This is a genomic window from Stenotrophomonas sp. 62841_Sma (genome assembly GCF_056482945.1).
Genome location: NZ_CM151224.1, coordinates 527,051 through 549,444, shown reverse-complemented (window position 1 = coordinate 549,444; position 22,394 = coordinate 527,051). Strand labels below are relative to the sequence as shown.

The window sequence follows — 22,394 nt, the reverse complement described above, 5'->3', positions numbered from 1 at the left end:
CGTATCACGAAGGTAACGTTTTGTAACGGCAACAAGCTATGCTGGACGCCAAGTTGTTGCCAGGCCGGAGGCCCGGCCCGAGCGCCAGCAACCCCGGCTGAATGGCGCCCGCCCCCGGGACCCGGGCGGCCCGCAGGCTGGGATAGCATCGCCGCGCTCGTGCCGTGGCGGTACGTTTGCGCCCACGGAGGCCTTGAAAATGCTGGATATCGTACTGGTTGAAGACGATGCCCGCCTGGGTACGATGGTCAGCGACTATCTGCAGCGGCATGGCTATCAGGTGGCCCATGAGCGCAGTGGTGAGCGCGCGGTGGCCCGGATCCTGGCCGAGAAGCCGGCCCTGGTCCTGCTCGATGTCGGCCTGCCCGACCAGGATGGTTTCGAAGTGTGTCGGCAGATCCGGCCCCACTATGACGGCATCATCTGTGTGCTGACCGCCCGCACCGACAACATCGACCAGGTGCTGGGACTGGAGCTGGGGGCCGACGATTACATCGGTAAACCCATCGAACCGCGGGTGCTGCTCGCCCGCCTGCGTGCCCACCTGCGCCGCCATCGCCGGGTCGAACCTCGCGACGGCAGCCTGCGCTTCGGCGAGCTGAACATCGACCCGTCCACCCGCAACGTGCACCTGCAGGGCGGCCTGCTGGAGCTGACCACGGCCGAGTTCGACCTGCTGTTCCTGCTGGCCAGCAACGCCGGCCAGATCCTGGACCGCGATGCGCTGCTGCGCGGCCTGCGTGGCATCGCCTTTGACGGCCTGGACCGTTCGATCGATGCGCGCATTTCGCGCCTGCGCCGCAAGCTGGGCGACAACCCGGAACAGCCGGAACGGATCAAGACCGTCCGTGGACGCGGCTACCTGTTCAGCCGCTCGGCATGGGGATGAAGCGCACGCACTCGGCGATGCGCGGCCACGCCTTCCACTTCCTGCGCTACGGCATCGGCTTCCTGGTCGCCCACCTGCTGCTGATCGTGCTGGGCCTGTGGGCCTGGGATGCGCTGCTGGAAGACCGCACCGAAGCCAGCCTGCTGGCCGAGATGCGTGGCACCCATGCGCTGCTGCAGCAACGCTTCGCGGAAACACCACGTGACCAGTGGCCGGCGCTGGCACGAGGGCTCGACGCCGACTTCGCCTATGCCCTGCGAATGGTGCCGCTGGCCGAGGCGGAGAAGGCGCTGTCGGCCAGCCAGCGACCGCCGTTCAACAACGGCCGGGTGCAGATCGACCTGGAACACATGCGCAGCCTGCAGCGGATCGGCGACAGCAATTATGCCGTGATGCTGGGGCCACTGGATGAAGCGTTGCCTGAGGAAGGCTGGCAGGACAGCGAAGTGTCCGGCGTGGCGATCCTGCTGCTGATCCTGATGGTGGCCGTGGCGCTGCCGATGTATGTAATGGTCTACCGCCTGTGGCGCGATGTGTCGCAGCTGGCACAGGCGGCGCGGCAGATGCGCGACGGCCAGCTGGATACGCGTGCGCCGCGTGCCGGCACCGCGCTGGTGCGGCCGCTGGCCAATGCCTTCAACCACATGGCCGAGCAGCTGCAGCAGCTGCTGGAAAGCCAGCGCGTGCTGGCGCAGGCGGTGGCGCACGAAGTCCGCACGCCGTTGGCGCGGATGCGCTTCGGCCTGGCCGACCTGGAGGACACCGCGCTGGACGAGATACAACGCGATGCGCTGGGCGGGCTGCGCACCGATGTCGATCGGCTGCAGCACCTCACCGATGCCGGCGTCGAATACGCCGCACTCGGTCGTTGCCATCAGCTGACCCGCCAGCGCCTGCAGCTGGCCGCACTGGTCCGTGGCGTGGTGGCCCAGTTCGCACCGCTGCCGCTGCCGGTACAGCAGGCGCTGTCGCCAGCAGGCCTGGTCAACGTCAACCGGCATATGCTGGAACTGGCGCTGCGCAACCTGCTCGGCAATGCCCTGCGTTACGCACGGCGGCAGATCCGTATCGCCAGCACGGTCAACGACGGCTGGCTGTGCCTGCAGGTGGAGGACGACGGCCCCGGCATTGCGCCCGAACTGCGCGGCCAGGTGCTGCAACCCTATGTGCGGCTGGACCCGGGCAGCCCCGGTTTCGGTCTCGGCCTGGCACTGGTGCAGGTGGTGGCCGACAAGCATGGCGGCCACGTTGAAGTGACCGACTCCGAACTGGGCGGTGCCTGCATCCGCCTGCACCTGCCGCTGGAAAGCGGCGGTGCCGTGGAGAGCGAGGCGGCCTGCTAGACCGCCGGTTCCGCGCGCGGCAGGGCAAACACGAACAGCGCGCCACGCTCACTGTCGCGCAGTTCGATGCGGCGGCCATGCAGCTGCACGATCCGCTGCACGATCAGCAGGCCAAGCCCACCGTTCTCGCCACGCCGTGCGCCCAGCGCGGCCGGCGCCTGGAACAACTGCGCACGCAGCGCCGCTGCCACGCCGGGACCATCATCGGCCACGCTCACCTCGATGCTGTCCGCGGTCGCACGCAGGCACACTTCGATCCGCCCACCTTCCGGTGCGTGCCGCAATGCATTGTCGAGCAGGTTGGTCAGCACGCGCTCGACCAGGCCCAGGTCAGCACGTACCAGCGGCAGGCCGGGCGGGAACTCGGCGTGCAGGCGCTGGTTGCGCGCCTGCGCGGCCAGCTCGAACTTCTGCAGTACGTCCTGCAGCAGTTCCGGCAGCGCGAACACTTCCCACTCCAGGCGCACTTCGCCATGCTCCAGCCGCGCCAGCTCGAACAGCGCGCGCGCCAGCCGACCAACCTTGGCGCTCTGCGCCAGCGCGATACCGAGGTAGCGGCGGCGCTCGTCCGGTGACAGCGTGGCGTCCTTCAGCGCCAGCGTTTCCAGATAGCCATGCAGCGACGACAACGGCGTACGCAGGTCGTGCGAAATGTTGGCAACCAGTTCGCGCCGCTGCAGGTCCTGCTGGCGCAGCTGCTGCCACTGCTCCCCCAGCCGCTGCGCCATCTGCGCGTGCGCGTGTTCAAGGATCACCAGTTCGTCGCGCTCGCCCGGGCGCAGCGGTTCGGGCGGCGGCAACGGTGTCGGCGCATCGATATCGAAGGCCTGGATGCGCCGGGTCAGCCGCCGCAGCGGACGCGTCACCCAGTAGAACGCCACCAGCCCGGCAAACAGGCCGAGGCCCCCCACCAGCACGACTGACCACAGCGTGGTGTTCCATTGGCTGCCCGCGGCAAGATCGTCGGCGAGCATCTGCCGGTGCTCGCCGACCAGCACCACGTATACATAGCCGGCCGGCCGGCCCTGCACGATCAATGGTGCGGCGCTGAACACCTTGCGGCCATCGGCGCTGCGCGGGTCATCACCGAGGATCGGCAGCGGCGCACCGGCCAGCAGGCGACGCAACGGTGCCACGTCCACCTTGTTGCGCACCAGATGCCCACTGGGTGCATCGTGGCCGAGGATGCGACCCTGGTCGTCCAGCAGGTAGACCTCGACGCTGGGATTGACCGCCATCAACTGACCGAACAGCGCGCGCACCGCCGCATCGCGCATGCCGCTGGTGTCCATCAGTTCGCTGCGCTGGGCGATGTGCTCGGCCAGGCCCAGCGACAGCCGCTGCACCACTTCCTGCTCATGGCGGGTATTGGCGCGCATCTGCAGCGCCAGCAGCGCCATGCAGCACATCAGCATCAGCGCGGCGATCACCGCCGCCAGCTTCTGCCATAGATTGGGCTTGATCATGCCGCCGCCCCGGCCGGGTCGACCAGCTTGTAGCCGCGGCCCCACACCGTCAGCAGCCGCCGCGGGTTGGCCGGGTCCGGCTCGATCTTGCTGCGCAGGCGGTTGATATGGGTATTGACCGTATGCTCGTAACCATCGTGCTGATAGCCCCAGACCTGGTTGAGCAGCTCCATGCGCGCGAACACCTGGTCCGGATGACGGGCGAAGAACAACAGCAGATCGAACTCGCGCGGGGTCAGCTCCAGCGCGTTGCCATCCACCGAGGCGGTACGCGCGACCGGATCGAGTTGCAGCCCACCCAGCTCGATCGCGCCGGCATCGATGCGCGCGCTCTGCGCCATCGCCTCGGCGCGGCGCAGCAGCGCGCGCACCCGTGCCACCAGTTCCGGCATCGAAAAAGGTTTTGCCAGGTAATCGTCCGCGCCGAGTTCCAGGCCGACGATGCGCTGGGTTTCGCTGCCGCGCGCGCTGATGATGATGATCGGTACATAGCGCGCCATCGCGCGTGCACGCTGGCACACCTGCAGCCCATCCACGCCGGGCAGCATCACGTCCAGCACCAGTGCATCCCACGGGCCGTCCTGCTCGAGCAGGCGCAGGCCGGCATCGCCGCTGGCGGCATGGGCGACGTCGTAACCCTCATCGCCCAGATGCATGCGCAGCAGGTCGGCGATGTGGGCATCGTCTTCAACGATCAGCACGCGTTTGGTCGACATCGGCAGCTCGGGGCCAGTGGGGAGGCTGGCTGCATTGTGGCGCGGGACGGCCGCCGATACCTCACGAAAAATTGAATCCTGCGTGAGGATTCGTTGACCCGGGCGGGCGCAGCATGGCCCCGTCGCCCCTTCCCGGAGTCCGCCATGTCCCTCTCCCGCCGCCATCTGCTGGGCCTGGGCGGTGTTGCCACCGCCGCCGGCCTGCTCGGCCTGGGGGCCTGCAGCCGCGCCGCCCCGGCGGCCGCTGAAGCACGCCCGCCGCGACAGTTCGAGGTCATGCACAGCGATGCGCAGTGGCGCCAGCAACTGACCCCGGCGCAGTACGCGGTGCTGCGCCAGCAGGCCACCGAGCGCCCGTACAGCAGCCCACTCAACAAGGAACATCGGCAGGGCACTTTCGCCTGCGCCGGCTGTGCGCTGCCGCTGTTCTCCTCCTCCACCAAGTTCGAGAGCGGCACCGGCTGGCCCAGCTTCTGGGCACCGCTGCACAACGCCATCGGCGAAGACCGCGACGTCACCTTCGGGATGCTGCGGGTGGAGGTGCACTGCCGCCGCTGCGGCGGCCATCTCGGCCATGTGTTCAACGATGGGCCACGCCCGACCGGGCTGCGCTACTGCATGAACGGTGCGGCGATGGTGTTCGTTCCCGGTGCCCCTGCTGGCACTGCCGACGGCTGGCGGGTGCCGGTCGGTTCTTCCCCTGCTTCCGGAGCCTGACGATGCTGCTGTTGCTGCTTGCCTATCTGGGGGGCGCGCTGACCCTGCTCAGCCCCTGCATCCTGCCGGTGCTGCCGTTCGTGTTCGCGCGTGCCGATCGCCCGTTCCTGCGCAGCACGCTGCCGTTGCTGCTGGGCATGGCGCTCACCTTCACCGTGGTCGCCAGCCTGGCCGCGGTGGGCAGCCAATGGGTGGCGCAGGCCAACCAGGTTGGACGCTGGATCGCCCTGCTGCTGATGGCGCTGTTCGCGATCGCGCTGCTCTGGCCGCGGCTGGCCGACCATCTGCTGGCGCCGTTCCAGCGCGTGGGTGCCCGCCTGAGCGCACGCGCCGATGCGGCGGATGCCGCGGGGCACGGCGGCGCGTGGACCTCGCTGCTGATCGGCATCGCCACTGGCCTGCTGTGGGCGCCGTGCGCCGGGCCGATCCTCGGCCTGGTGCTGACCGGTGCTGCCCTGCATGGCGCCAGCGTCGGTACCAGCACCCTGCTGCTTGCCTATGCATCGGGTGCGATCACCGCGCTGGCGCTGGCGGTGTGGGTCGGCGGCCGGGTGTTCCGTGCGCTGCAGGCGCGGCTCGGCCTCGGCGATGTCCTGCGCAAGGTGCTGGGTGTAGCCGCGCTGCTGGCCGTCGTAGCGATCGGCCTCGGCTGGGATACCGGCCTGCTGACCCGTCTTTCGACGGTCAGCACCGCGCGCATCGAGCAAAGCCTGCTGGACGCAGTACCCGGCGCGCAGCCGGCGGCACCGCCGATGATGATGATGGCCGGCGCCAATGCAGGTGCCGATGCACCGCTGCCGGTGGAAGGCACCCTGCCCGCGCTGGACGGTGCCACCGGCTGGCTCAACAGCCCGCCGCTGAGTGCACAGCAGCTGCGCGGCAAGGTGGTGCTGGTCGATTTCTGGACCTACTCCTGCATCAACTGCCTGCGCGCGATGCCGTTCGTGCACGAATGGGAACGTCGCTACCGTGACCATGGGCTGGTGGTGCTCGGCGTGCACACGCCGGAGTTCGCCTTCGAACGCAACCCGAGCAATGTGATGAAGGCGGTGCAGCAGCTGAAGGTCGAGTACCCAGTGGTGCTCGACAACCAGTACACGATCTGGCGCGCCTTCAACAACCGCTACTGGCCGGCGCAGTACTTCGTCGACGCGCAGGGCAACATCCGCGGCCATCAGTTCGGCGAGGGCAACTATGCGCGCTCGGAACAGATGATCCGTCGCCTGCTGACCGAAGCCGGGCAGACCAACCTGCCACCACCGGCCGATCCCGCTGCCGCCGACCTGAAGGGCGTGGCCGTGCAGGCCGACATGGGCAACCTGCGTTCGCCGGAAACCTACCTGGGCCACGCCCGCGCCGAGCAGTTCGCCTCGCCCGGCGGGCAGCGCAGCGACACCGCGTTCGACTACACGCTGCCCACCACTCTGGCGTTGAACCAATGGGGACTGTCCGGGCGCTGGACCGTCACCGACGAAGCCGCACAGCTGCAGCAGGCCGGTGGCCGCATTGCCTTCCAGTTCCATGCGCGCGACCTGCACCTGGTGCTGGCACCGAGCGAGGACGGCAAGCCAGTGCGCTTCCGCGTCTGGCTGGATGGCAAGCCGCTGCCCGCCGCCGATGCCGGCAGCGATGTCGGCGCCGATGGCAGCGGCGTGGTCAACGAACACCGCTTGTACCAGCTGGTGCGCCAGCGCGGCACGGTCGGCCCGCATCGCTTCGAGATCGAATTCCTCGATGCGGGCGTGCAGGCCTATGCCTTCACCTTCGGTTGAAACGGGAGCACACGATGAAACTCTCTTTTGAACAAGGTATCGCCGCCGGTGTCGCCGGCTTGGTAGCTGCTGCATTGATCGCTGGCGTGCTGCTGGTCGACCACGGCGCAGTCGCGGCACCGCTGGAAGCCAGCGCGCAGGCCAAGGCACTACCGGCGCCCAGCGGCGACGCCGCGTTCCGCGATGACGCCACCCATGCCAGCGTGGTGTTCGCCGGCGGTTGCTTCTGGGGCGTGCAGGGCGTGTTCCAGCACGTCAAAGGCGTGAGCAATGCGGTGTCCGGCTACATCGGTGGCAGCGCGGCCAATGCGCGCTATGAGCGCGTCAGCGGTGGCCAGACCGGTCATGCCGAAGCCGTGAAGATCGACTACGACCCGCGCCAGGTCAGCTATGGCCAGCTGATGCAGGTGTTCTTCTCGGTGGTGCACGACCCGACCCAGCTCAATCGGCAGGGACCGGACCAGGGCAGCCAGTACCGCTCGGCGATCTTCAGTGATGACGCACGCCAGCAGGCGGCCAGCCGCGCCTACATCGCCCAGCTCGGCCAGGCCGGCAGCTACCGCGCACCGATCGTCACCCAGCTGGTCAGCGGCCAGCACTTCTACCCGGCCGAGAGCTACCACCAGAACTACATGACCAACTACCCGCAGGCGGCCTACATCCGCTACTACGACGCACCGAAGCTGGCGGCACTGGGCAAGCAGTTCCCGGCGCTGTACCGGCGCGACGCGGCGCTGGTGCCGATGCGGTAACGACCCGGGTAGTGCCGGCCGCTGGCCGGCTCCTGCGGATCTGGGGATCGCCGGCCAGCGGCCGGTACCACCTCCCAAAAAAAGACGCACGGCCATCCAGCCGTGCGTTTGGGAAGTATCGGCCGTGCCCCGATCAGGCCCGTCCGACGATGACATGCTAGGCTCGCCATCATCATGGGTACAGCACCAGATGGCGGGAAGTTCGATGGATACAGATAACCAGAGCGCGATGATCCCACCCCGCTACCAACGGCTGTCCGATGAACTGGCCGAAGCCATCCACGGCGGACGTCTCCCGGTCGGCAGCCGCCTGCCTTCACTGCGGCAGATGGCCCTGCAGCGAAGGCTCAGCCTGAACACGGTGATCGCGGCCTATCGCCAGCTGGAGGACGCCGGCCTGGTCATTCCGCGGCCCAAGGCCGGCTTCGAGGTGGCGCCGCGATTGTCGGTGCCAGAGCGTTCGCTGCGTGATACCCCGTCCGCACCCACCGCACCACTGCAGCAGGTGCTGATGGCGCGCGTGCTGGAGGCACAGCGCCGCCCCGGTGTGATCGACCTGGCGTTCGCCGGTCCGCGCGGTCGCCAGTTCTATCCGGGCGCACAGCTGGCCCGTCACACCGCGCAGGTGCTGCGTCACGGCCAGCAGACGGTGGAGACCTACGCGCGCCCCAACGGTTCACCCCGGCTGCTGGCGCAGATCGTGCGCCGTGGTCCACGCATGGGCCTGCACACCCACAGCGAGCGGCTGCTGCTGACCCACGGCGCGATGGAGGCCCTGCAGCTGGCACTGCGCGCGGTCACCCAGCCCGGTGATGCGGTCGGCATCGAGGCGCCGTCCTACTTCAACCTGTACCCGTTGCTGGCCAACCTCGGCCTGCAGGCCATCGAGCTGCCCACCCACCCGCAGCATGGGCTGGACGTCGACGCATTGGACGCACTGCTGGAGCACACGCCGCTGGCCGCACTGGTGGTGATGCCGACCGTGCACAACCCGCTGGGCTGCACCATGCCGACACCCGCCAAACAGCGCTTGGCCGAACTGGTCAACGCACGGCAACTGCCGCTGATCGAAGATGCGGTGTATGCCGAGCTGCAATTCTGCGAACCGCCGGCGCCCTTGCTGAAGGCATTCGATCGCGATGGCTGGGTGATGGTGGTCGGTGGGTTTTCCAAGACACTGGCGCCGGATTACCGCATCGGTTGGCTGGACGGGGGGCGCTTCGCCGAGCGCATCGCACTGCTCAAGTTCCAGTCCACCGGTGGCGAACCGCAGCTGCTGGGCGATGCGGTGGCGGCGTATCTGGAAGCAGGCAGCTACGAACACCACCTGCATCGCATGCGCCGGCTGTACCGCGAACAGGTGGGACGGCTGCGCCAGCTGGTGGCCGAACACTTCCCGGCCGGCACCCGTGCCACCGAGCCGCAGGGCGGCTTCCTGCTGTGGCTGGAACTGCCGGGCGTGGATACGCGTGAGCTGTTCGAGCGTGCGCTGGCAGAGGACATCGTGTTCATGCCCGGCCAGGTGTATTCACGTGGTGCGCGCTATCGCCACTGCCTGCGGCTGTCGTGCTGCCAGACGCTGGATGCGCGCTTCATCGGCGCGGTGGAGCGGCTCGGTGCGATCGCGAAGGAGCTGGCGGCTGCGGCACGGTAACGCCGGCCGCTGGCCGGCAACCTCGGGATCGCCGGGTGGATGCAGTTGCCGGCCAGCGGCCGGCACTACCCAGGATCATTCGAGCAGGTACGCCGACAGCGCTTCGCCATCCGCACCCGGCAGATGCGGCAGCCGTCCCCAGCACGGCATCGGCGGGCGCTGCTGCAACGTCGCAATGGAACGACTGGGTGCGATTGCGCGGGAGCTGACAGCTGCAACACGGTAGTGCCGGCCGCTGGCCGGCAACCTCGGGATCGCCGGGTGGATGCAGTTGCCGGCCAGCGGCCGGCACTACCCAGGATCACTCGAGCAGGTACGCGCTCAGTGCTTCGCCATCCACTCCCGGCAGATACGGCAGCCGCCCCCAGCACGGCATCGGCGGGCGCTGCTGCAACGTCGCAATGGAACGACTGGGTGCGATTGCGCGGGAGCTGACAGCTGCAGCACGGTAGTGCCGGCCGCTGGCCGGCAACCTCGGGATCGCCGGGTGGATGCAGTTGCCGGCCAGCGGCCGGCACTACCCAGGGTCACTCGAGCAGGTACGCCGACAGCGCTTCGCCATCCACTCCCGGCAGATACGGCAGCCGCCCCCAGCACGGCATCGGCAGGCGCTGCTGCAATGTCGCAATGGAACGACTGGGTGCGATTGCGCGGGAGCTTGCGGCTGCGGCACGGTAACGCCGGCCGCTGGCCGGCAACCTCGGGATCGCCGGGTGGATGCAGTTGCCGGCCAGCGGCCGGCACTACCCAGGATCATTCGAGCAGGTACGCCGACAGCGCTTCGCCATCCACTCCCGGCAGATACTGCAGCCGCCCCCAGCACGGCATCGGCAGGCGCTGCTGCAACGTCGCGATGTTCTCATCCTGGCGCTGCATCACCGGGTCGATGTGGTTGCCGATCCAGCCCAGGCACTCCACGCCGCTGGCCTGCAGCGACTGCGCGGTCAGCCGCGCATGGTTGACGCAGCCCAGCCGCATGCCCACCACCAGCAGCACCGGCAACTGCAGTGCTCGCACCAGGTCCAGCTGGTCCAGCGTGGCCGAGACCGGCGCCAACCAGCCGCCGACACCCTCCACCACCACGATGTCGGCCTGTGCGCGCAGCCGCGCGAACGCGGCCACGATCGGTGCCAGCTCCACCTGCACGCCGTCCTCGGCAGCGGCCAGCTCCGGTGCCAGCGGCTGCCGCAACGCGTATGGATTCAGATCGGCATAGTCCGGCACCGGCCAGCTGGCCGCCTGCAGCGCCAGTGCGTCCTCGTTGCGCAGGCCCTGCCCCAGATCCTCGCTGCCGCTGGCCACCGGCTTCATGCCCACCGCGCGCAGGCCGCGCCGGCGCAGTGCATGCAGCAGCGCGGTGCTGGCCGCGGTCTTGCCGATCTCGGTATCGGTGCCGGTGACGAACAGGGCAGGCGGCAGCGTGGCGGGCAACGGCATCGATAAGCTCCAGCGGGGCAACAGAGCCTGCATTATCGCCGGCCCGGCGCGCTTGCTAGACTGCGGGCATGTTCGCCAATGCCTCGCTTACCGGCAGCAAGCCGGAACAATACGCCCAGCTGCTGGAACAGGCCCGTGGCCTGGTCTACGCCGAGTCCGACCGCATCGCCAACGCGGCCAACCTCTCCGCACTGGTCTATCACGCTCTGCCCGACCTGAACTGGGTGGGCTTCTACCTGTACGACGGCAAGGAACTGGTGGTCGGCCCGTTCCAGGGCCTGCCGGCCTGCGTGCGCATCCCGCTGGACAAGGGCGTGTGCGGTGCCGCCGCCAGCCAGCGCGTGACCCAGCGCGTGGAGGACGTCGATGCCTTCCCCGGCCACATCGCCTGCGATTCGGCCTCGCGTTCGGAACTGGTGGTGCCCCTGCTGCGCGGCGATGAACTGATCGGTGTGTTCGACATCGACAGCCCCAAGGTGGGCCGCTTCGATGCCGACGACCAGGCTGGTCTGGAGGCGATCGCCCGCGTGTTCGTCGAGGCGCTGGGATGAGCGCACCGAAGCTGCGCAACATCGGCCCGAAGAGTGCGGCGTGGCTGCGTCAGGTCGGCCTGCGCAGCCGCCAGGATCTGGTTGCGATCGGCGCGGTCGGTGCCTTCGTCAAGGTCAAGCGCGCCGGCTTCAAGCCCAGCCTGAACCTGCTCTATTCACTGGAAGGCGCGTTGCTGGACTGCCATTGGCAGGAACTGAGCGAGCCGCAGCGTGAGGCGCTGGTGCAGGATTACGAAGCGCGCATCGCTGCGCATCCGCTGAAGGCGGCCGGCCCCGCTTCGGGCCCGGTGCATGAGCAGCGCTTCGATGCCGACGACGACGCTGAGGACAGCGTGGCCGAGCGCGCGGACGAGGATTGAGGCCTCCGCGTTCCTGGGGATGCCGGCCAGCGGCCGGCACTACCACTGTGATGCGGGATCGGTAGCGCCGGGTCATGCCCGGCGAGTGCGGTCAGGGCTGCTGCAGCTCCAGCAGTTCGCCCACCAGCCCGACCTCGCCGCGCTCCAGCCACACCCGCAGGCGTGTGCCGTGGTCAATACGCAGGGCCCAGCACAGCGACATCGGCAGGCCGCAGACCTGCGACAGCACCATGCGCAGCGGGCCGCCGTGGCTGACCACCAGCGTCGGCACCGGATCGTCATCATCCAGCAGGCGATCCAGCGCGCGCGCGATGCGCCGCTCGAAGTGGCCCCAGCTTTCGCCGTTCGGCGGCGGGAATGCATGCGGGTCGGCATGGAAGGCCGCCAATGCGTCCTCCGGCAGGTCGAACAGCGACTGCCCGTCCCAATCGCCGAAATCCAGCTCTTCCCATTCCTCGTCCGCTTCCACGTCCAGCCCACGCGGGGTAGCCAGGGCCATCGCCGTGTGCAGCGAGCGGAGCCGTGGCGAACTGATCACCCGCTCCCACGGCTGCGCGGCGTAGGCATCGACCAGTTCCTGCGGCAGGCGGGCCAGCTGCGGTGGATCGCTGCGGCCATCGAGGAACTCATCGCGACCGTTTCCGGCATGGCGGACCAGGTCGAGGATCATGCGTGCGTCCTGTGCAGGCAACGCGGGAACAGCGGAAAACGGGCGGACATCGGCAACGGCACCACGGGATCGAGGGACCATTCTAAGGGCACAGCAAAGGCAGTCGAGCAGGCTCGACGCTACGGGCCGCCTGCGATGCCGTAGACTGCGCGCACTTCCAGGTGACCTGCGGCCACGGCCGGCAGGTTGAAACGGGAAGCCGGTGACGCGTGATTCCACGCCATGCCGGCGCTGCCCCCGCAACGGTAAGCACGCCAGTTCCAGGCAACAACGCCACTGTGCCACGGGCATGGGAAGGCGCCTGGACGGTGGCCTCGCGCCACCCGGCGGCAAGCCCGGAGACCGGCCAGGAAGCCTCAGGTCGCGATGCGGTGGGCATGGCGCTGGATGACCGCAGCCTGCGCTGCGGCGTCGGCGCATGCCTGCCTTCGCGGCTCCTCCCCTTCGCCACACGGGCGTGCGTGGCACCTGGAGTCCCCCATGAAGCTGCAGTCCCGAATGCTGTCCCTGGCCGTGCTGGCCGCCCTGCCCGCGCTGGCCCAGGCCGCCGATGACACCACCGCGCTCGACCAGATCCTGGTCACCGCCACCCGCACCCCGATCGCCCTGCAGGACAGCATCGCGCCGGCCCAGGTGATCGACCGCGCGCAGATCGAATCCAGCCAGGCCACGTCGCTGCAGGAACTGCTGCGCGGCCGCGCCGGCATCAACCTGACCAACTCCGGCGGCCTCGGCAAGCAGAGCTCGCTGTTCCTGCGCGGCACCAACTCGGGCCACACCGTGGTGCTGGTGGATGGCGTGCGCATCAACAGTGCCGACCTCGGCCTGGCCATGTACCAGGACCTGCCACTGGCGCAGATCGAACGCGTGGAAATCGTGCGCGGCCCGCAGTCCAGCCTGTACGGTGCCGACGCCATTGGTGGCGTGATCCAGATCTTCACCCGCCGCAACCAGGGCGATTTCGCTCCGCACTTCCAGCTCGGCGGTGGCAGCAACGGCCTGCGCGAAGCCAGCGGCGGCATCGGCGGTGGCACCGAACGCGGCTGGTTCGGCGCCGACATCGCCTACCAGCATTCCGACGGCATCGATGCCTGCCGCGGCTCCGCCTCGGTGTTCACCGCAGGCTGCTTTGCCGACGAGCACGACCGCGACGGCTACCGCAACCTGTCCAAGAGCCTGCGCGGCGGCTACAGCTTCAACGACCAGTGGACCGTGGAAGGCAGCGCACTGCGCGCCGACGGCAAGAACCACTACGACGGTTACTACAACTATTCGGAAACCCGCCAGCAGGTGCTCGCTGGCAAAGTGCGCTACACCCCGTCTGAACGCCTGGCTTTCACAGCCAACGTCGGCCGCAGTGACAACGAGTCGGACAACTTCGGCGCACCGGGGGTGTTCGGCAGCGCCCAGACCCATCGTGACAGCGCCTCGCTGCAGGGCGACTTCGGCGTGGCCGAGGGCCAGCTGCTGAGTGCAGGCGTGGATTGGAGCGAAGACAACCTGGACGGCAGCAGCGCCGGATATCTCGTCGACAGCCGCCGCAACACCGGTGTGTTCGTGCAGTACCAGGGCCGCTTCGGCCGCCACCAGCTTCAGGTCAGCGCGCGCAATGACGACAACCAGCAGTTCGGCAACCATGCCACCGGCAGCGTGGGCTGGGCGATGGAACTGGAGCACGGCCTGCGCGTCAATGCCAGCTACGGCACGGCGTTCAAGGCGCCGACCTTCAGCGACCTGTACGACCCGTGGAGCGGCGTGCCGACGTTGAACCCGGAGAAGTCCAAGAGCGCCAATCTCGGTGTTTCGCAGCAGGGCCAGGGCTGGCACTGGGGCCTGGACGTCTATGAGACCCGCATCGATGACCTGATCACCTACGATGCGTCCACGATGAAAATGCAGCAGGTGGAGAAGGCGCGCATCCGCGGTGCCGAGCTGACCGGTGGCGTGCTGTTGGCCGGTTTCGACATCAACGCGCAGCTGAGCTACACCGACCCGCGCAACCGCACCCATGGCAGCAGCCAGTTCGACAACTGGCTGCCGCGCCGTGCGCAGCAGACCGCGCGCCTGGACGTCGACCGCCGCTTCGGTGACTTCCGCGCCGGCCTGACCGTGCAGGGTGCGGGCAAGCGCTATGACAACGCCAGCAACTCGGTGAAGGTTGGCGGCTACGGCACGCTGGACCTGCGCGCCGAGTACGCGCTGACGCCGTCGTGGTCGCTGCTGGCGCGTGCCGCCAACGTGTTCGACCGCCGCTACGAGACGGTGGCGTGGTTCAACCAGCCTGGTCGCGAGTACCAGCTCAGCGTGCGTTACCAGCCGAAGTGACCGCGACGGTCGTGGCAGTGCCGGCCGCTGGCCGGCAACATCATGACCTTCGGCAACGCATCCCGGGTTGCCGGCCAGCGGCCGGCACTACCCAATGCGCCGATCCGGGATTGCCGGCCAACGGCCGGCACTACCCAATGCGCCGATCCGGGATTGCCGGCCAGCGGCCGGCACTACCCATTGCGCCAGCCCGGGTTACCGGCCGGCGACCAGGGATGTCCGTTGCATCAGCCCTGCAACCCCGGCAACTCACGCAGGTCGTCGATCACCGCCACCGCATGCGCGGTGGCCAGGTCCAGGCCACGCGGATAGCCGTAACGCACCAGTGCGATCGGCATGCCCGCATCTTCGGCAGCGCGGTAGTCGGTCAACGAATCACCCACCATCAGGCATGCGTCCACCGGCAGCCCAAAGTGCGCGGCGACGTGCCGCAACGGTTCGCCGCTGGGCTTGCGCTGCGGCAGCGAATCGCCGCCCAGTATCAGCGCGAACGCATCACCGATGCCCAGGTGCTGCAACAGCGGCGCCACCAGCGCTTCGGGCTTGTTGGTGCAGATGGCCAGCGGAACAGCACGTGCACGCAGCTGCGCCAGTGCCTCGTCCACGCCATCGAACAGGCGCGGGCTGCGCAGCAGGCATTCACGGTAGTGCACCATGAATACCGGCATGACCTCGGCCAGGTCGACCTCACAACCCGCGGCATGCACGGCCTGTTCGACCAGGCGGCGCACGCCGTCGCCGATCCAGCCCAGCACCGTGGCTTCCGGTACGCGTGCCACGCCGATGTCCTCCAGCGTGCGGTTCAGTGCTTCGGCGATGTCAGCCGCGCTGTCGACCAGCGTGCCATCGAGGTCGAATACAACCAGCGGATACGGATACGACAAGGGACGGCACCTGCAGGACATGGGGCCGTCCATTGTACGCCGCGCTTTTTCTGCAGCTCCGCCTCAGCCGATCCTGCGTGCGCGGGTGGCCAGGAACGTGGGCAGGTAGCGGTCGATCAGGAAGCGCGGCTGCGGCTGCCAGTCTTCCATGAAGCGATCGATGACGAAGCCGGCATCCAGCTGCCCGCCGATCAGTTCGGTCAGGCTGTGGCCGAAGGTCAGCGCGTCACCACGGGCCAGTTTCGCCTCGCGTTCGGCCGGTGGCAGGTCTTCCAGATCCGAATAGGGAATGGCGTACTGCGGCCGGATCAGGCCCTGCGCATCCAGTTGCGGGTCACGCGCGCCGACGAACAGCACCGGGTTGTAGAAGCTGGCCATCAGCATGCCATCGCGTGCCAGCACGCGGCGGCATTCGGTCCACACCGGGCGCACATCAGGCACGTACAGGTTCGAGATCGGGTGGAACACCACATCGAAACTGTCGTTGGCAAACACGTGCAGATCGCGCATGTCGCCCTGCACGGTGCGCAGCTGCAAGCCATCGCGCGCGGCGACACTGCGGTCCTGTTCCAGCTGCCCGTCGGAGAGATCGAACACGGTGACGTCAGCGCCCGCAGCGGCCAGCACCGGTGCCTGCTGGCCACCGCCCGAGGCCAGGCACAGGATGCGACGGCCGCGCACATCACCCATCCAGTCCAGTGGCAACGCGCGGGGCGTCAGGTGCACCTGCCAGCGGCCTTCGCGCGCGGCGGCAATCGTTGAACTTTCCACCGGGCGCGACCATTCGCGCACTTCGCTGGCCTGGCGGTCCCAGGCAGCACGGTTGTGGTCGATCAAGGCCTGTCCATGGTTCATGAGTTCTCCTTGCCCGGTGGGCGCCAATCCAGATCCTGGAAGGCCGGGCTGGCGAAACACTCGCCCAGGAAATCCAGGAATCGCCGCATGATAGCGGGCTGCTGGCGCCGTGACGCGTACACCGCATGAATGCCCAGTTCGTCCAGGCTGAATTCGGGCAGCAGTTCGATCAGCTCACCGCTGCGCAGCAGCGGCGCCACCTGGTAGGTCGGCAGCATGGCGATGCCGGCACCGGCGCGCACCGCCTCCAGCAGCAGCGAGGCCTCGTTGGCACTGATGTTGCCACCCACCGCCACCGACAGCGAACGCCCATCGCGGTGCAGCTGCCACAGGCTCTTGCCGACGTAATGATGGGTCAGGCAGTTGTGCGCAGCCAGGTGCTCGGGTGCGGTAGGCGTACCGCGTGCCTGCAGGTAGGACGGCGTCGCGCACAACACCGAACGGCAGGTGGCCAGCCGCCGTGCGATCAGGCTGGGATCGATCTGGCGCGCAATGCGCACGGCCAGGTCCACCCGCTCCTCCACCAGGTTCACGGTGCGGTCGACCAGCAGCAGCTCGATGCGTGCCGCTGGGTGGCGCGCCACGAAGCCGGCCACCGCCCGCGCCAGGTGGCTCTGCCCGAACGAGACGCTGGCGGTCACCCGCAGCGTGCCATGCGGCTCGGGGTCATCGCTGGCCAGCTCGCCCTGCAGTTCTTCGCCGATCGCCAGCATCTGCCGGAAGCGCGCCAGCGCCGCCTCACCGGGGCCTGTCAGGCTGACCCGGCGCGTGGTCCGGTGCAGCAGGCGTGCGCCCAGCCAGCTCTCGACCTCGGCCAGGTAGCGGCTGACCATCGCCCGCGACATGTCCAGCACCTCGGCGGCGGCGGTGAGGCTGCCGCGCTCGGCCACCTCGACGAACACGGTCATGGCGGTCAATCGGTCCATATGCTCGATTCATGCAACAAACAAGCGCGTTATACGCTGTTTTTCGAGCAACTGCAGCAGCCTAGAGTGGCCCCATTCCCACCCCACACCGCCCCACGGAGTCCTGCCATGAAAATCGCCCTCGTTGGTTCCACCGGCAACATCGGCCGCCAGATCGCCCGCCACGCGCTGGCCCGCGGCCACCAACTCACTGTCATCGTGCGCAGCGCGCAGGACCTCCCGGCCGAGCTGGCCGGTGCCCATCCGGTGATCGCCTCGCTGGATGACCAGGATGCGCTGGTTGCCGCCATCACCGGCCACGACGTGCTGGCCAGTGCCTACGGCCCGCGCCCGGGCGATGACATCGGCCGCGTCGGCGAGATCGCCGCGCAGCTGGCCGCCGCCGCACGCAAGGCCGGCGTGCCCCGCCTGGTGGTGGTCGGTGGCGCCGGCAGCCTCGAAGTCGCACCCGGCGTGCAGCTGGTCGATACCCCCACCTTCCCGGAGGCCTACAAGCCGTACGCACTGGCCCACCGTGAGGCGTTCAACCGCCTGCAGGCAGTGGATGACCTGGACTGGACCTTCTTCTCGCCGGCCGCCGAAATCGGCCCGGGTGAAGAGCGCGGCCAGTACCGCGTACAGCCCAAGGCGTTCCTGGCCGACGCCAGCGGGCACAGCCGCATCAGCTACGCCGACTACGGCGCGGCGTTCGTCGCCGAGCTGGAAGCGCACCAGTACCCGAAGCAGATCATCACTGCGGCGTACTGATGCCAGGCCGCCGGGCATGGCCCGGCGCTACCCACCTGTGAGCCAGGCCCACGCCCGGCTCGCCGTCCGCCACAAGGAATGCCCCATGCGTACCGCTGCCCTGCTGCTTCCCCTCGCCCTGGCCGCCAGCTTCACCAGTGCGCCACTGCTCGCCGCGCCGGCCGCCGCAGCGCCGGCCACGGCCACGAAATCCCAGCTGCACCTGCAGACCTTCCATCCCGGCCCGCAGGCGATGTTCTCGGTGTCCTCGGTGCTGATCGAAGGCCGCCACGACGCGATCCTGGTCAATGCGCAGTTTGCTGCCAGCGACGCGCGCAAGCTGGTCGAGCTGATCCGCGCCAGCGGCAAGCAGCTGACCACGATCTACATCAGCCACGGTGATCCGGACTACTACTTCGGCCTGGCCACGCTGCAGGACGCGTTCCCGCAGGCGCGCATCGTCGCCACCGCGCAGACCGTCGCCCACATCCAGCAGACCCAGGCCGGCAAGCTGGCCTACTGGGGGCCGAAGATGGGTGCCGACGTGCCGGCGCGCATCGTGGTGCCGCAGGTGCTGGACGGCGATGCCCTGCAACTGGAAGGCCAGCGCCTGCCGCTGATCGGCCTCGATGGCCCGACCCCGGACCGCACGGTGCTATGGGTGCCGTCGCTGCGCGCGATCGTCGGTGGTATTCCGGTGGTAGCCGGTGAGCACGTGTGGATGGCCGATACGCAGACGCCGAAATCGCACACCGACTGGCTGCAGACCCTGCAGCGGCTGCAGGCACTGAAGCCGAAGGTGGTGGTGCCGGGGCATTACGCGCCGGGTGCGGCGTTGGATGCCAGTGCGCTGCGCTTCACCTCGGACTACATCCGCGCGTTCGATGTTGAGGCGGCAAAGGCGAAGGACAGTGCGGCGCTGGTGAAAGCAATGCAGGCGCGCTACCCGAAGCTGGCTGGCGTGGAGTCGCTGGAGCTGAGTGCGAAGGTGGCCAAGGGCGAGATGCAGTGGCCATGAGGTAGGGAGTTTTCTTTTGCAGGGCTGCGCCCTGCACCTGCTCAATGCAACGGCAACAGCCGAAGCAACAGCTGGCTATCCGTGGGATGGCGAGGTGGGTCCGGTTGCGGGGGACGCCGTGAATCCGTCCATGGAGGCTCGGTCGCGCCATCCATGGCGCTCACGCCCCCGCAACCGGACCCACCCCGCCTTCGACAGTTCTCTGCGATCTGCCTGGATGGCATGTCTCCGCAACCTGTCTGGATGGCATGACCTGCTCTTGGTAGGTGTCGACCTTGGTCGACACGAAGATCAGCTACGTGGGGACTCGTTCGGCCCGTGCTCGAACAGTTCCCCCTGCACCACCGGCTCCTTTTCGCGGAAGCCACCGAGTCCGACACCCACCAGCCGGTAGCGCGTCTCCGCCGGCAGGTCGACGCGGGCGCGCAGGGCCAGGGCGATGTCGCGCAGTTCTTCCATCGATTCCGGCGGGCGCTCCGGGGTGAAGCTGCGGGTGAGGATGCGGAACTGCGCGGTCTTCAGCTTCAGCACCACGGTGTGGCCGACGCGCTCGGTCTTGCGCGTGGCATTCCAGGTTTTCTCCGCCAGCTGCACGATCGCCTCGCCCAGGTCTTCCAGCGGCAGATCCTCGGCGAAGGTGTCCTCGGAGGAGATCGACTGCACCTGCTGGTCCGGCTCCACCGGGCGCTCGTCGATGCCGCGTGCGCGGTTGTACAGGCTGCGGCCGAAGCTGCCAAACGCCTCTTCCAGGTCGATCAGAGCCCACTGCCGCAGGTCGCCGCAGGTGACGATGCCGCGCGCGGCCAGCTTGCCTTCCATCACCTTGCCGACGCCGGGCACGCGGTTCACCGGCAATGGCAGCAGGAACGCGTCCACCCGCTGCGGCGGAATCACGAACTGGCCGTCGGGCTTGCGCCAGTCCGAAGCGATCTTGGCCAGGAACTTGTTCGGCGCGATCCCGGCTGAAGCGGTCAGGTTCGTCTCCTCGCGGATCTGCGCACGGATGGTGCGGGCGATGTCGGTGGCCAGTTCGATGCCACTCTTCGGCTCGGTCACGTCCAGGTAGGCCTCGTCCAGCGACAGCGGCTCGACCAGGTCGGTGTGGCGCAGGAAGATCTCGCGCACGTGACGTGACACCGCCTTGTAACGTGCAAAGTCCGGCGGCACGAAGATCGCATCCGGACACAGGCGTTCGGCACGCAGCGCCGGCATTGCCGAACGCACGCCGAACACGCGTGCCTCGTACGAGGCCGCGCACACCACCGAGCGCGCGCCGCGCCATGCCACAACCACCGGCTTGCCGCGCAGTGACGGATCGTCGCGCTGCTCCACCGACGCGTAGAACGCGTCCATGTCGACGTGGATGATCTTGCGCAGTCGGGTCATGTCAGGCGGAAAGGGCGGGGGCGTGCCGAACGGGCCACACGCCGAAGTATGGTCGTTGCACATCAACAGGATGCGCGTATTCCATTGAAAACACTACGGTTGCGTACGGTTGAAATGTTTGATCGGCGCAGTTTCCACGGGCATTCTCGGGCGCTTGTTTCCCTGTTCTTCGCTTCCAGGATTGTGCTTCATGACCCGTCTCCACGCGTTCAACCGCGAACAGCTGCTGGCCAGCGCACGCGGTGAACTGTTCGGCGCCGCTGCCGGCCGTTTGCCCAACGATCCGATGCTGATGTTCGACCGCATCACCGACATCCGCGAGGACGGCGGACCGCATGGAAAGGGCATGGTACGCGCCGAACTGGATATCCGCCCGGACCTGTGGTTCTTCGGCTGCCACTTCATCGGCGACCCGGTGATGCCCGGCTGCCTCGGCCTGGACGCCATGTGGCAGCTGACCGGCTTCTTCCTGACCTGGCTGGGCGCCCCCGGCAAGGGCCGCGCACTGGGCTGCGGCGAGGTGAAGTTCACCGGCCAGGTACTTCCGGAGGCCAAGCTGGTGCGCTACGAGATCGACATCAGCCGTGTCATCAACCGCAAGCTGGTGATGGCCCAGTCGGACGCCCGCATGTACGTGGATGACCGCGAAATCTACAGCGCGCGCGACCTGCGCGTCGGCCTGTTCACTGAAACCGGGAGCTTCTGATGCGTCGCGTCGTCATCACCGGCATGGGCATCACGTCCTGCCTCGGCAATGATCTGGATACCGTTTCGGCTGCGCTGCGCGAAGGGCGCTCGGGCATCACCGCCCTGGCCGACCACGCCGAAGCGGGCCTGCGCAGCCAGGTCGGCGGTCGCGTCGACCTCGACCTGGAGGCGCTGATCGACCGCAAGCAGAAGCGCTTCATGAGCGATGCGGCGGCCTTCGCCTACCTGTCCATGCGCGATGCGATCGCCGATGCCGGGCTCAGCCCCGAGCAGGTCAGCAACCTGCGCACCGGCCTGATCGCCGGTTCCGGCGGCGGCTCCAGCGAATGGCAGATCGGCGCGGTCGACCTGCTGCGCGAACGTGGTGTGCGCAAGGTCGGCCCGTACATGGTGCCGCGCACGATGTGCTCGACGGTCTCGGCCTGCCTGGCCACCGCCTACCAGATCAAGGGCGTCAGCTATTCGCTGTCGGCCGCCTGCGCGACCTCGGCGCACTGCATCGGCGCCGCCGCGGACATGATCCGCCATGGCGCGCAGGACATCATGTTCGCCGGTGGTGGCGAAGACCTGCACTGGTCGATGAGCGTGATGTTCGATGCGATGGGTGCACTGTCGACCAGCTTCAACGAAACCCCGGCCAGCGCCTCGCGTCCGTACGACAAGGACCGCGATGGCTTCGTCATCGCCGGTGGCGGCGGCATGCTGGTGCTGGAGGACTACGACCACGCGGTTGCGCGCGGTGCGCACATCCATGCCGAGCTGATCGGCTATGGCGTGACCTCCGACGGCGCCGACATGGTCGCGCCGTCCGGTGAAGGCGCGGTGCGCTGCATGAAGATGGCGCTGCAGGGCGTCGATCGTCCGCTGGACTACCTCAACACCCACGGCACCTCCACGCCGCTGGGCGACGTCACCGAGCTCAACGCGATCCGCGAAGTGTTCGGCGATGCGGTGCCGCCGCTGTCCTCGACCAAGGCGCTGTCCGGCCATTCGCTGGGTGCGGCCAGCGTGCACGAGGCGATCTACTGCCTGCTGATGATGCGCGATGGCTTCGTTGCCGGTTCGGCCAACATCGGCGAACTGGACCCGAAGGTGGAAAGCTTCCCGATCCTGCGCGAGAGCCGCGAGCAGAAGCTGGATACGGTGATGTCCAACAGCTTTGGCTTCGGTGGCACCAACGCTGCGCTGGTGTTCGGCCGGGTGTGATGGGGCAGGTGTGCCGACCAACGGTCGGCACCTA

21 protein-coding genes, 1 pseudogene and 1 riboswitch are annotated in these 22,394 nt (G+C 68.2%); of the genes and pseudogenes, 13 read left to right on the top strand and 9 right to left on the bottom strand.

Annotation, left to right across the window (positions count from 1 at the left end):
• The first annotated feature begins 199 nt into the window (after positions 1-199).
• Both ACZK5G_RS02530 and ACZK5G_RS02525 read left to right on the top strand, forming a co-directional pair.
• Complete coding sequence (locus ACZK5G_RS02530) at positions 200-889, top strand: winged helix-turn-helix domain-containing protein (protein WP_010484092.1); 690 nt, start codon at positions 200-202, stop codon at positions 887-889.
• On the top strand, positions 886-2,232 hold the full coding sequence (locus ACZK5G_RS02525; RefSeq protein ID WP_478465230.1) for an ATP-binding protein: 1,347 nt from the start codon (positions 886-888) through the stop codon (positions 2,230-2,232). Before ACZK5G_RS02530 ends, ACZK5G_RS02525 begins: the two co-directional genes overlap by 4 nt.
• Here ACZK5G_RS02525 and ACZK5G_RS02520 read toward each other — a convergent pair.
• Both ACZK5G_RS02520 and ACZK5G_RS02515 read right to left on the bottom strand, forming a co-directional pair.
• A complete protein-coding gene (locus ACZK5G_RS02520; protein WP_478465228.1) occupies positions 2,229-3,698 on the bottom strand; it encodes a sensor histidine kinase in 1,470 nt (489 codons plus the stop codon). The two genes, ACZK5G_RS02525 and ACZK5G_RS02520, sit on opposite strands and share 4 nt — an antisense overlap.
• Entirely contained in the window at positions 3,695-4,414 is a 720-nt protein-coding gene (locus ACZK5G_RS02515) for a response regulator transcription factor (RefSeq protein WP_014035866.1), read from the bottom strand. Before ACZK5G_RS02515 ends, ACZK5G_RS02520 begins: the two co-directional genes overlap by 4 nt.
• 144 nt (positions 4,415-4,558) lie before the next feature.
• Here ACZK5G_RS02515 and msrB point away from each other — a divergent pair, with 144 nt between their 5' ends.
• The 4 genes from msrB to ACZK5G_RS02495 all read left to right on the top strand — a co-directional run bounded on the left by msrB (position 4,559) and on the right by ACZK5G_RS02495 (position 9,309).
• On the top strand, positions 4,559-5,131 hold the full coding sequence (gene msrB / locus ACZK5G_RS02510) for a peptide-methionine (R)-S-oxide reductase MsrB (protein WP_197617019.1): 573 nt from the start codon (positions 4,559-4,561) through the stop codon (positions 5,129-5,131).
• A gap of 2 nt (positions 5,132-5,133) precedes the next feature.
• Positions 5,134-6,903, top strand: a complete 1,770-nt coding sequence (locus ACZK5G_RS02505) for a cytochrome c biogenesis protein DipZ (RefSeq protein WP_478465226.1) — start codon at positions 5,134-5,136, stop codon at positions 6,901-6,903.
• A gap of 14 nt (positions 6,904-6,917) precedes the next feature.
• Positions 6,918-7,655: a peptide-methionine (S)-S-oxide reductase MsrA gene (msrA, locus tag ACZK5G_RS02500; protein ID WP_164080445.1), complete on the top strand. Its 738-nt coding sequence runs from the start codon at positions 6,918-6,920 to the stop codon at positions 7,653-7,655.
• A 205-nt stretch (positions 7,656-7,860) separates the two neighbouring features.
• Positions 7,861-9,309: an aminotransferase-like domain-containing protein gene (locus ACZK5G_RS02495; RefSeq protein WP_478465225.1), complete on the top strand. Its 1,449-nt coding sequence runs from the start codon at positions 7,861-7,863 to the stop codon at positions 9,307-9,309.
• Between the two features lie 75 nt (positions 9,310-9,384).
• Here ACZK5G_RS02495 and ACZK5G_RS02490 read toward each other — a convergent pair.
• Positions 9,385-9,489, bottom strand: a pseudogene (locus ACZK5G_RS02490) (dethiobiotin synthase); the annotation flags it as partial.
• A 573-nt stretch (positions 9,490-10,062) separates the two neighbouring features.
• A complete protein-coding gene (bioD, locus tag ACZK5G_RS02485; protein WP_478465223.1) occupies positions 10,063-10,746 on the bottom strand; it encodes a dethiobiotin synthase in 684 nt (227 codons plus the stop codon).
• A gap of 68 nt (positions 10,747-10,814) precedes the next feature.
• Between bioD and ACZK5G_RS02480 the strand changes: the two genes are divergently transcribed.
• A complete protein-coding gene (locus ACZK5G_RS02480; RefSeq protein WP_005407940.1) occupies positions 10,815-11,297 on the top strand; it encodes a GAF domain-containing protein in 483 nt (160 codons plus the stop codon).
• Complete coding sequence (locus ACZK5G_RS02475; protein WP_478465221.1) at positions 11,294-11,656, top strand: TfoX/Sxy family protein; 363 nt, start codon at positions 11,294-11,296, stop codon at positions 11,654-11,656. Before ACZK5G_RS02480 ends, ACZK5G_RS02475 begins: the two co-directional genes overlap by 4 nt.
• A 91-nt stretch (positions 11,657-11,747) precedes the next feature.
• On the opposite strand, the gene ACZK5G_RS02470 is transcribed toward ACZK5G_RS02475, so the two are convergent.
• Positions 11,748-12,326, bottom strand: a complete 579-nt coding sequence (locus ACZK5G_RS02470) for a histidine phosphatase family protein (RefSeq protein WP_032128728.1) — start codon at positions 12,324-12,326, stop codon at positions 11,748-11,750.
• A 142-nt stretch (positions 12,327-12,468) separates the two neighbouring features.
• A riboswitch (cobalamin riboswitch) is annotated at positions 12,469-12,691 on the top strand.
• Positions 12,692-12,806: 115 nt separating this feature from the next.
• Here ACZK5G_RS02470 and btuB point away from each other — a divergent pair.
• The gene (btuB, locus tag ACZK5G_RS02465; protein WP_478465219.1) at positions 12,807-14,651 is read left to right on the top strand and encodes a TonB-dependent vitamin B12 receptor; all 1,845 of its coding nucleotides are present in this window, start codon (positions 12,807-12,809) and stop codon (positions 14,649-14,651) included.
• A 227-nt stretch (positions 14,652-14,878) separates the two neighbouring features.
• On the opposite strand, the gene gph is transcribed toward btuB, so the two are convergent.
• The 3 genes from gph to ACZK5G_RS02450 all read right to left on the bottom strand — a co-directional run bounded on the left by gph (position 14,879) and on the right by ACZK5G_RS02450 (position 17,316).
• The gene (gph, locus tag ACZK5G_RS02460) at positions 14,879-15,535 is read right to left on the bottom strand and encodes a phosphoglycolate phosphatase (protein WP_478465218.1); all 657 of its coding nucleotides are present in this window, start codon (positions 15,533-15,535) and stop codon (positions 14,879-14,881) included.
• 63 nt (positions 15,536-15,598) lie between these two features.
• The gene (locus ACZK5G_RS02455) at positions 15,599-16,390 is read right to left on the bottom strand and encodes a class I SAM-dependent methyltransferase (RefSeq protein ID WP_478465216.1); all 792 of its coding nucleotides are present in this window, start codon (positions 16,388-16,390) and stop codon (positions 15,599-15,601) included.
• Positions 16,387-17,316: a LysR family transcriptional regulator gene (locus tag ACZK5G_RS02450; RefSeq protein WP_197616132.1), complete on the bottom strand. Its 930-nt coding sequence runs from the start codon at positions 17,314-17,316 to the stop codon at positions 16,387-16,389. The genes ACZK5G_RS02455 and ACZK5G_RS02450 overlap by 4 nt, the downstream gene beginning before the upstream one ends.
• Positions 17,317-17,424: 108 nt before the next feature.
• Between ACZK5G_RS02450 and ACZK5G_RS02445 the strand changes: the two genes are divergently transcribed.
• Both ACZK5G_RS02445 and ACZK5G_RS02440 read left to right on the top strand, forming a co-directional pair.
• Positions 17,425-18,063, top strand: coding sequence for an NAD(P)-dependent oxidoreductase (locus ACZK5G_RS02445; RefSeq protein WP_478465214.1), 639 nt, complete (start codon positions 17,425-17,427; stop codon positions 18,061-18,063).
• Positions 18,064-18,148: 85 nt separating this feature from the next.
• Positions 18,149-19,060 carry an MBL fold metallo-hydrolase gene (locus ACZK5G_RS02440; RefSeq protein WP_478465212.1) on the top strand — a complete coding sequence of 304 codons (912 nt, stop codon included), beginning with the start codon at positions 18,149-18,151 and terminating at the stop codon, positions 19,058-19,060.
• Between the two features lie 291 nt (positions 19,061-19,351).
• Here ACZK5G_RS02440 and dinB read toward each other — a convergent pair whose 3' ends face one another.
• Positions 19,352-20,446 carry a DNA polymerase IV gene (gene dinB, locus ACZK5G_RS02435; RefSeq protein ID WP_154351974.1) on the bottom strand — a complete coding sequence of 365 codons (1,095 nt, stop codon included), beginning with the start codon at positions 20,444-20,446 and terminating at the stop codon, positions 19,352-19,354.
• Positions 20,447-20,636: 190 nt separating this feature from the next.
• Here dinB and fabA point away from each other — a divergent pair, with 190 nt between their 5' ends.
• Together fabA and fabB are read left to right on the top strand one after the other, a co-directional pair.
• Positions 20,637-21,152 carry a 3-hydroxyacyl-[acyl-carrier-protein] dehydratase FabA gene (fabA, locus tag ACZK5G_RS02430; protein WP_049480813.1) on the top strand — a complete coding sequence of 172 codons (516 nt, stop codon included), beginning with the start codon at positions 20,637-20,639 and terminating at the stop codon, positions 21,150-21,152.
• The gene (gene fabB / locus ACZK5G_RS02425) at positions 21,152-22,360 is read left to right on the top strand and encodes a beta-ketoacyl-ACP synthase I (RefSeq protein ID WP_014645811.1); all 1,209 of its coding nucleotides are present in this window, start codon (positions 21,152-21,154) and stop codon (positions 22,358-22,360) included. The genes fabA and fabB overlap by 1 nt, the downstream gene beginning before the upstream one ends.
• Positions 22,361-22,394: the final 34 nt, after the last annotated feature.

What these genes read in the sequence shown, in the direction of transcription:
- ACZK5G_RS02520 (WP_478465228.1), bottom strand. Translation starts at nt 3,698, where the DNA reads ATGATCAAGCCCAATCTATGGCAGAAGCTGGCGGCGGTGATCGCCGCG.
- btuB (WP_478465219.1), top strand. Translation starts at nt 12,807, where the DNA reads ATGAAGCTGCAGTCCCGAATGCTGTCCCTGGCCGTGCTGGCCGCCCTG.
- dinB (WP_154351974.1), bottom strand. Translation starts at nt 20,446, where the DNA reads ATGACCCGACTGCGCAAGATCATCCACGTCGACATGGACGCGTTCTAC.
- ACZK5G_RS02530 (WP_010484092.1), top strand. Translation starts at nt 200, where the DNA reads ATGCTGGATATCGTACTGGTTGAAGACGATGCCCGCCTGGGTACGATG.
- ACZK5G_RS02495 (WP_478465225.1), top strand. Translation starts at nt 7,861, where the DNA reads ATGGATACAGATAACCAGAGCGCGATGATCCCACCCCGCTACCAACGG.
- fabA (WP_049480813.1), top strand. Translation starts at nt 20,637, where the DNA reads ATGACCCGTCTCCACGCGTTCAACCGCGAACAGCTGCTGGCCAGCGCA.
- ACZK5G_RS02450 (WP_197616132.1), bottom strand. Translation starts at nt 17,316, where the DNA reads ATGGACCGATTGACCGCCATGACCGTGTTCGTCGAGGTGGCCGAGCGC.
- bioD (WP_478465223.1), bottom strand. Translation starts at nt 10,746, where the DNA reads ATGCCGTTGCCCGCCACGCTGCCGCCTGCCCTGTTCGTCACCGGCACC.
- ACZK5G_RS02475 (WP_478465221.1), top strand. Translation starts at nt 11,294, where the DNA reads ATGAGCGCACCGAAGCTGCGCAACATCGGCCCGAAGAGTGCGGCGTGG.
- ACZK5G_RS02505 (WP_478465226.1), top strand. Translation starts at nt 5,134, where the DNA reads ATGCTGCTGTTGCTGCTTGCCTATCTGGGGGGCGCGCTGACCCTGCTC.
- ACZK5G_RS02445 (WP_478465214.1), top strand. Translation starts at nt 17,425, where the DNA reads ATGAAAATCGCCCTCGTTGGTTCCACCGGCAACATCGGCCGCCAGATC.
- ACZK5G_RS02480 (WP_005407940.1), top strand. Translation starts at nt 10,815, where the DNA reads ATGTTCGCCAATGCCTCGCTTACCGGCAGCAAGCCGGAACAATACGCC.
- ACZK5G_RS02515 (WP_014035866.1), bottom strand. Translation starts at nt 4,414, where the DNA reads ATGTCGACCAAACGCGTGCTGATCGTTGAAGACGATGCCCACATCGCC.
- msrA (WP_164080445.1), top strand. Translation starts at nt 6,918, where the DNA reads ATGAAACTCTCTTTTGAACAAGGTATCGCCGCCGGTGTCGCCGGCTTG.
- ACZK5G_RS02440 (WP_478465212.1), top strand. Translation starts at nt 18,149, where the DNA reads ATGCGTACCGCTGCCCTGCTGCTTCCCCTCGCCCTGGCCGCCAGCTTC.
- fabB (WP_014645811.1), top strand. Translation starts at nt 21,152, where the DNA reads ATGCGTCGCGTCGTCATCACCGGCATGGGCATCACGTCCTGCCTCGGC.
- msrB (WP_197617019.1), top strand. Translation starts at nt 4,559, where the DNA reads ATGTCCCTCTCCCGCCGCCATCTGCTGGGCCTGGGCGGTGTTGCCACC.
- ACZK5G_RS02455 (WP_478465216.1), bottom strand. Translation starts at nt 16,390, where the DNA reads ATGAACCATGGACAGGCCTTGATCGACCACAACCGTGCTGCCTGGGAC.
- ACZK5G_RS02470 (WP_032128728.1), bottom strand. Translation starts at nt 12,326, where the DNA reads ATGATCCTCGACCTGGTCCGCCATGCCGGAAACGGTCGCGATGAGTTC.
- ACZK5G_RS02525 (WP_478465230.1), top strand. Translation starts at nt 886, where the DNA reads ATGAAGCGCACGCACTCGGCGATGCGCGGCCACGCCTTCCACTTCCTG.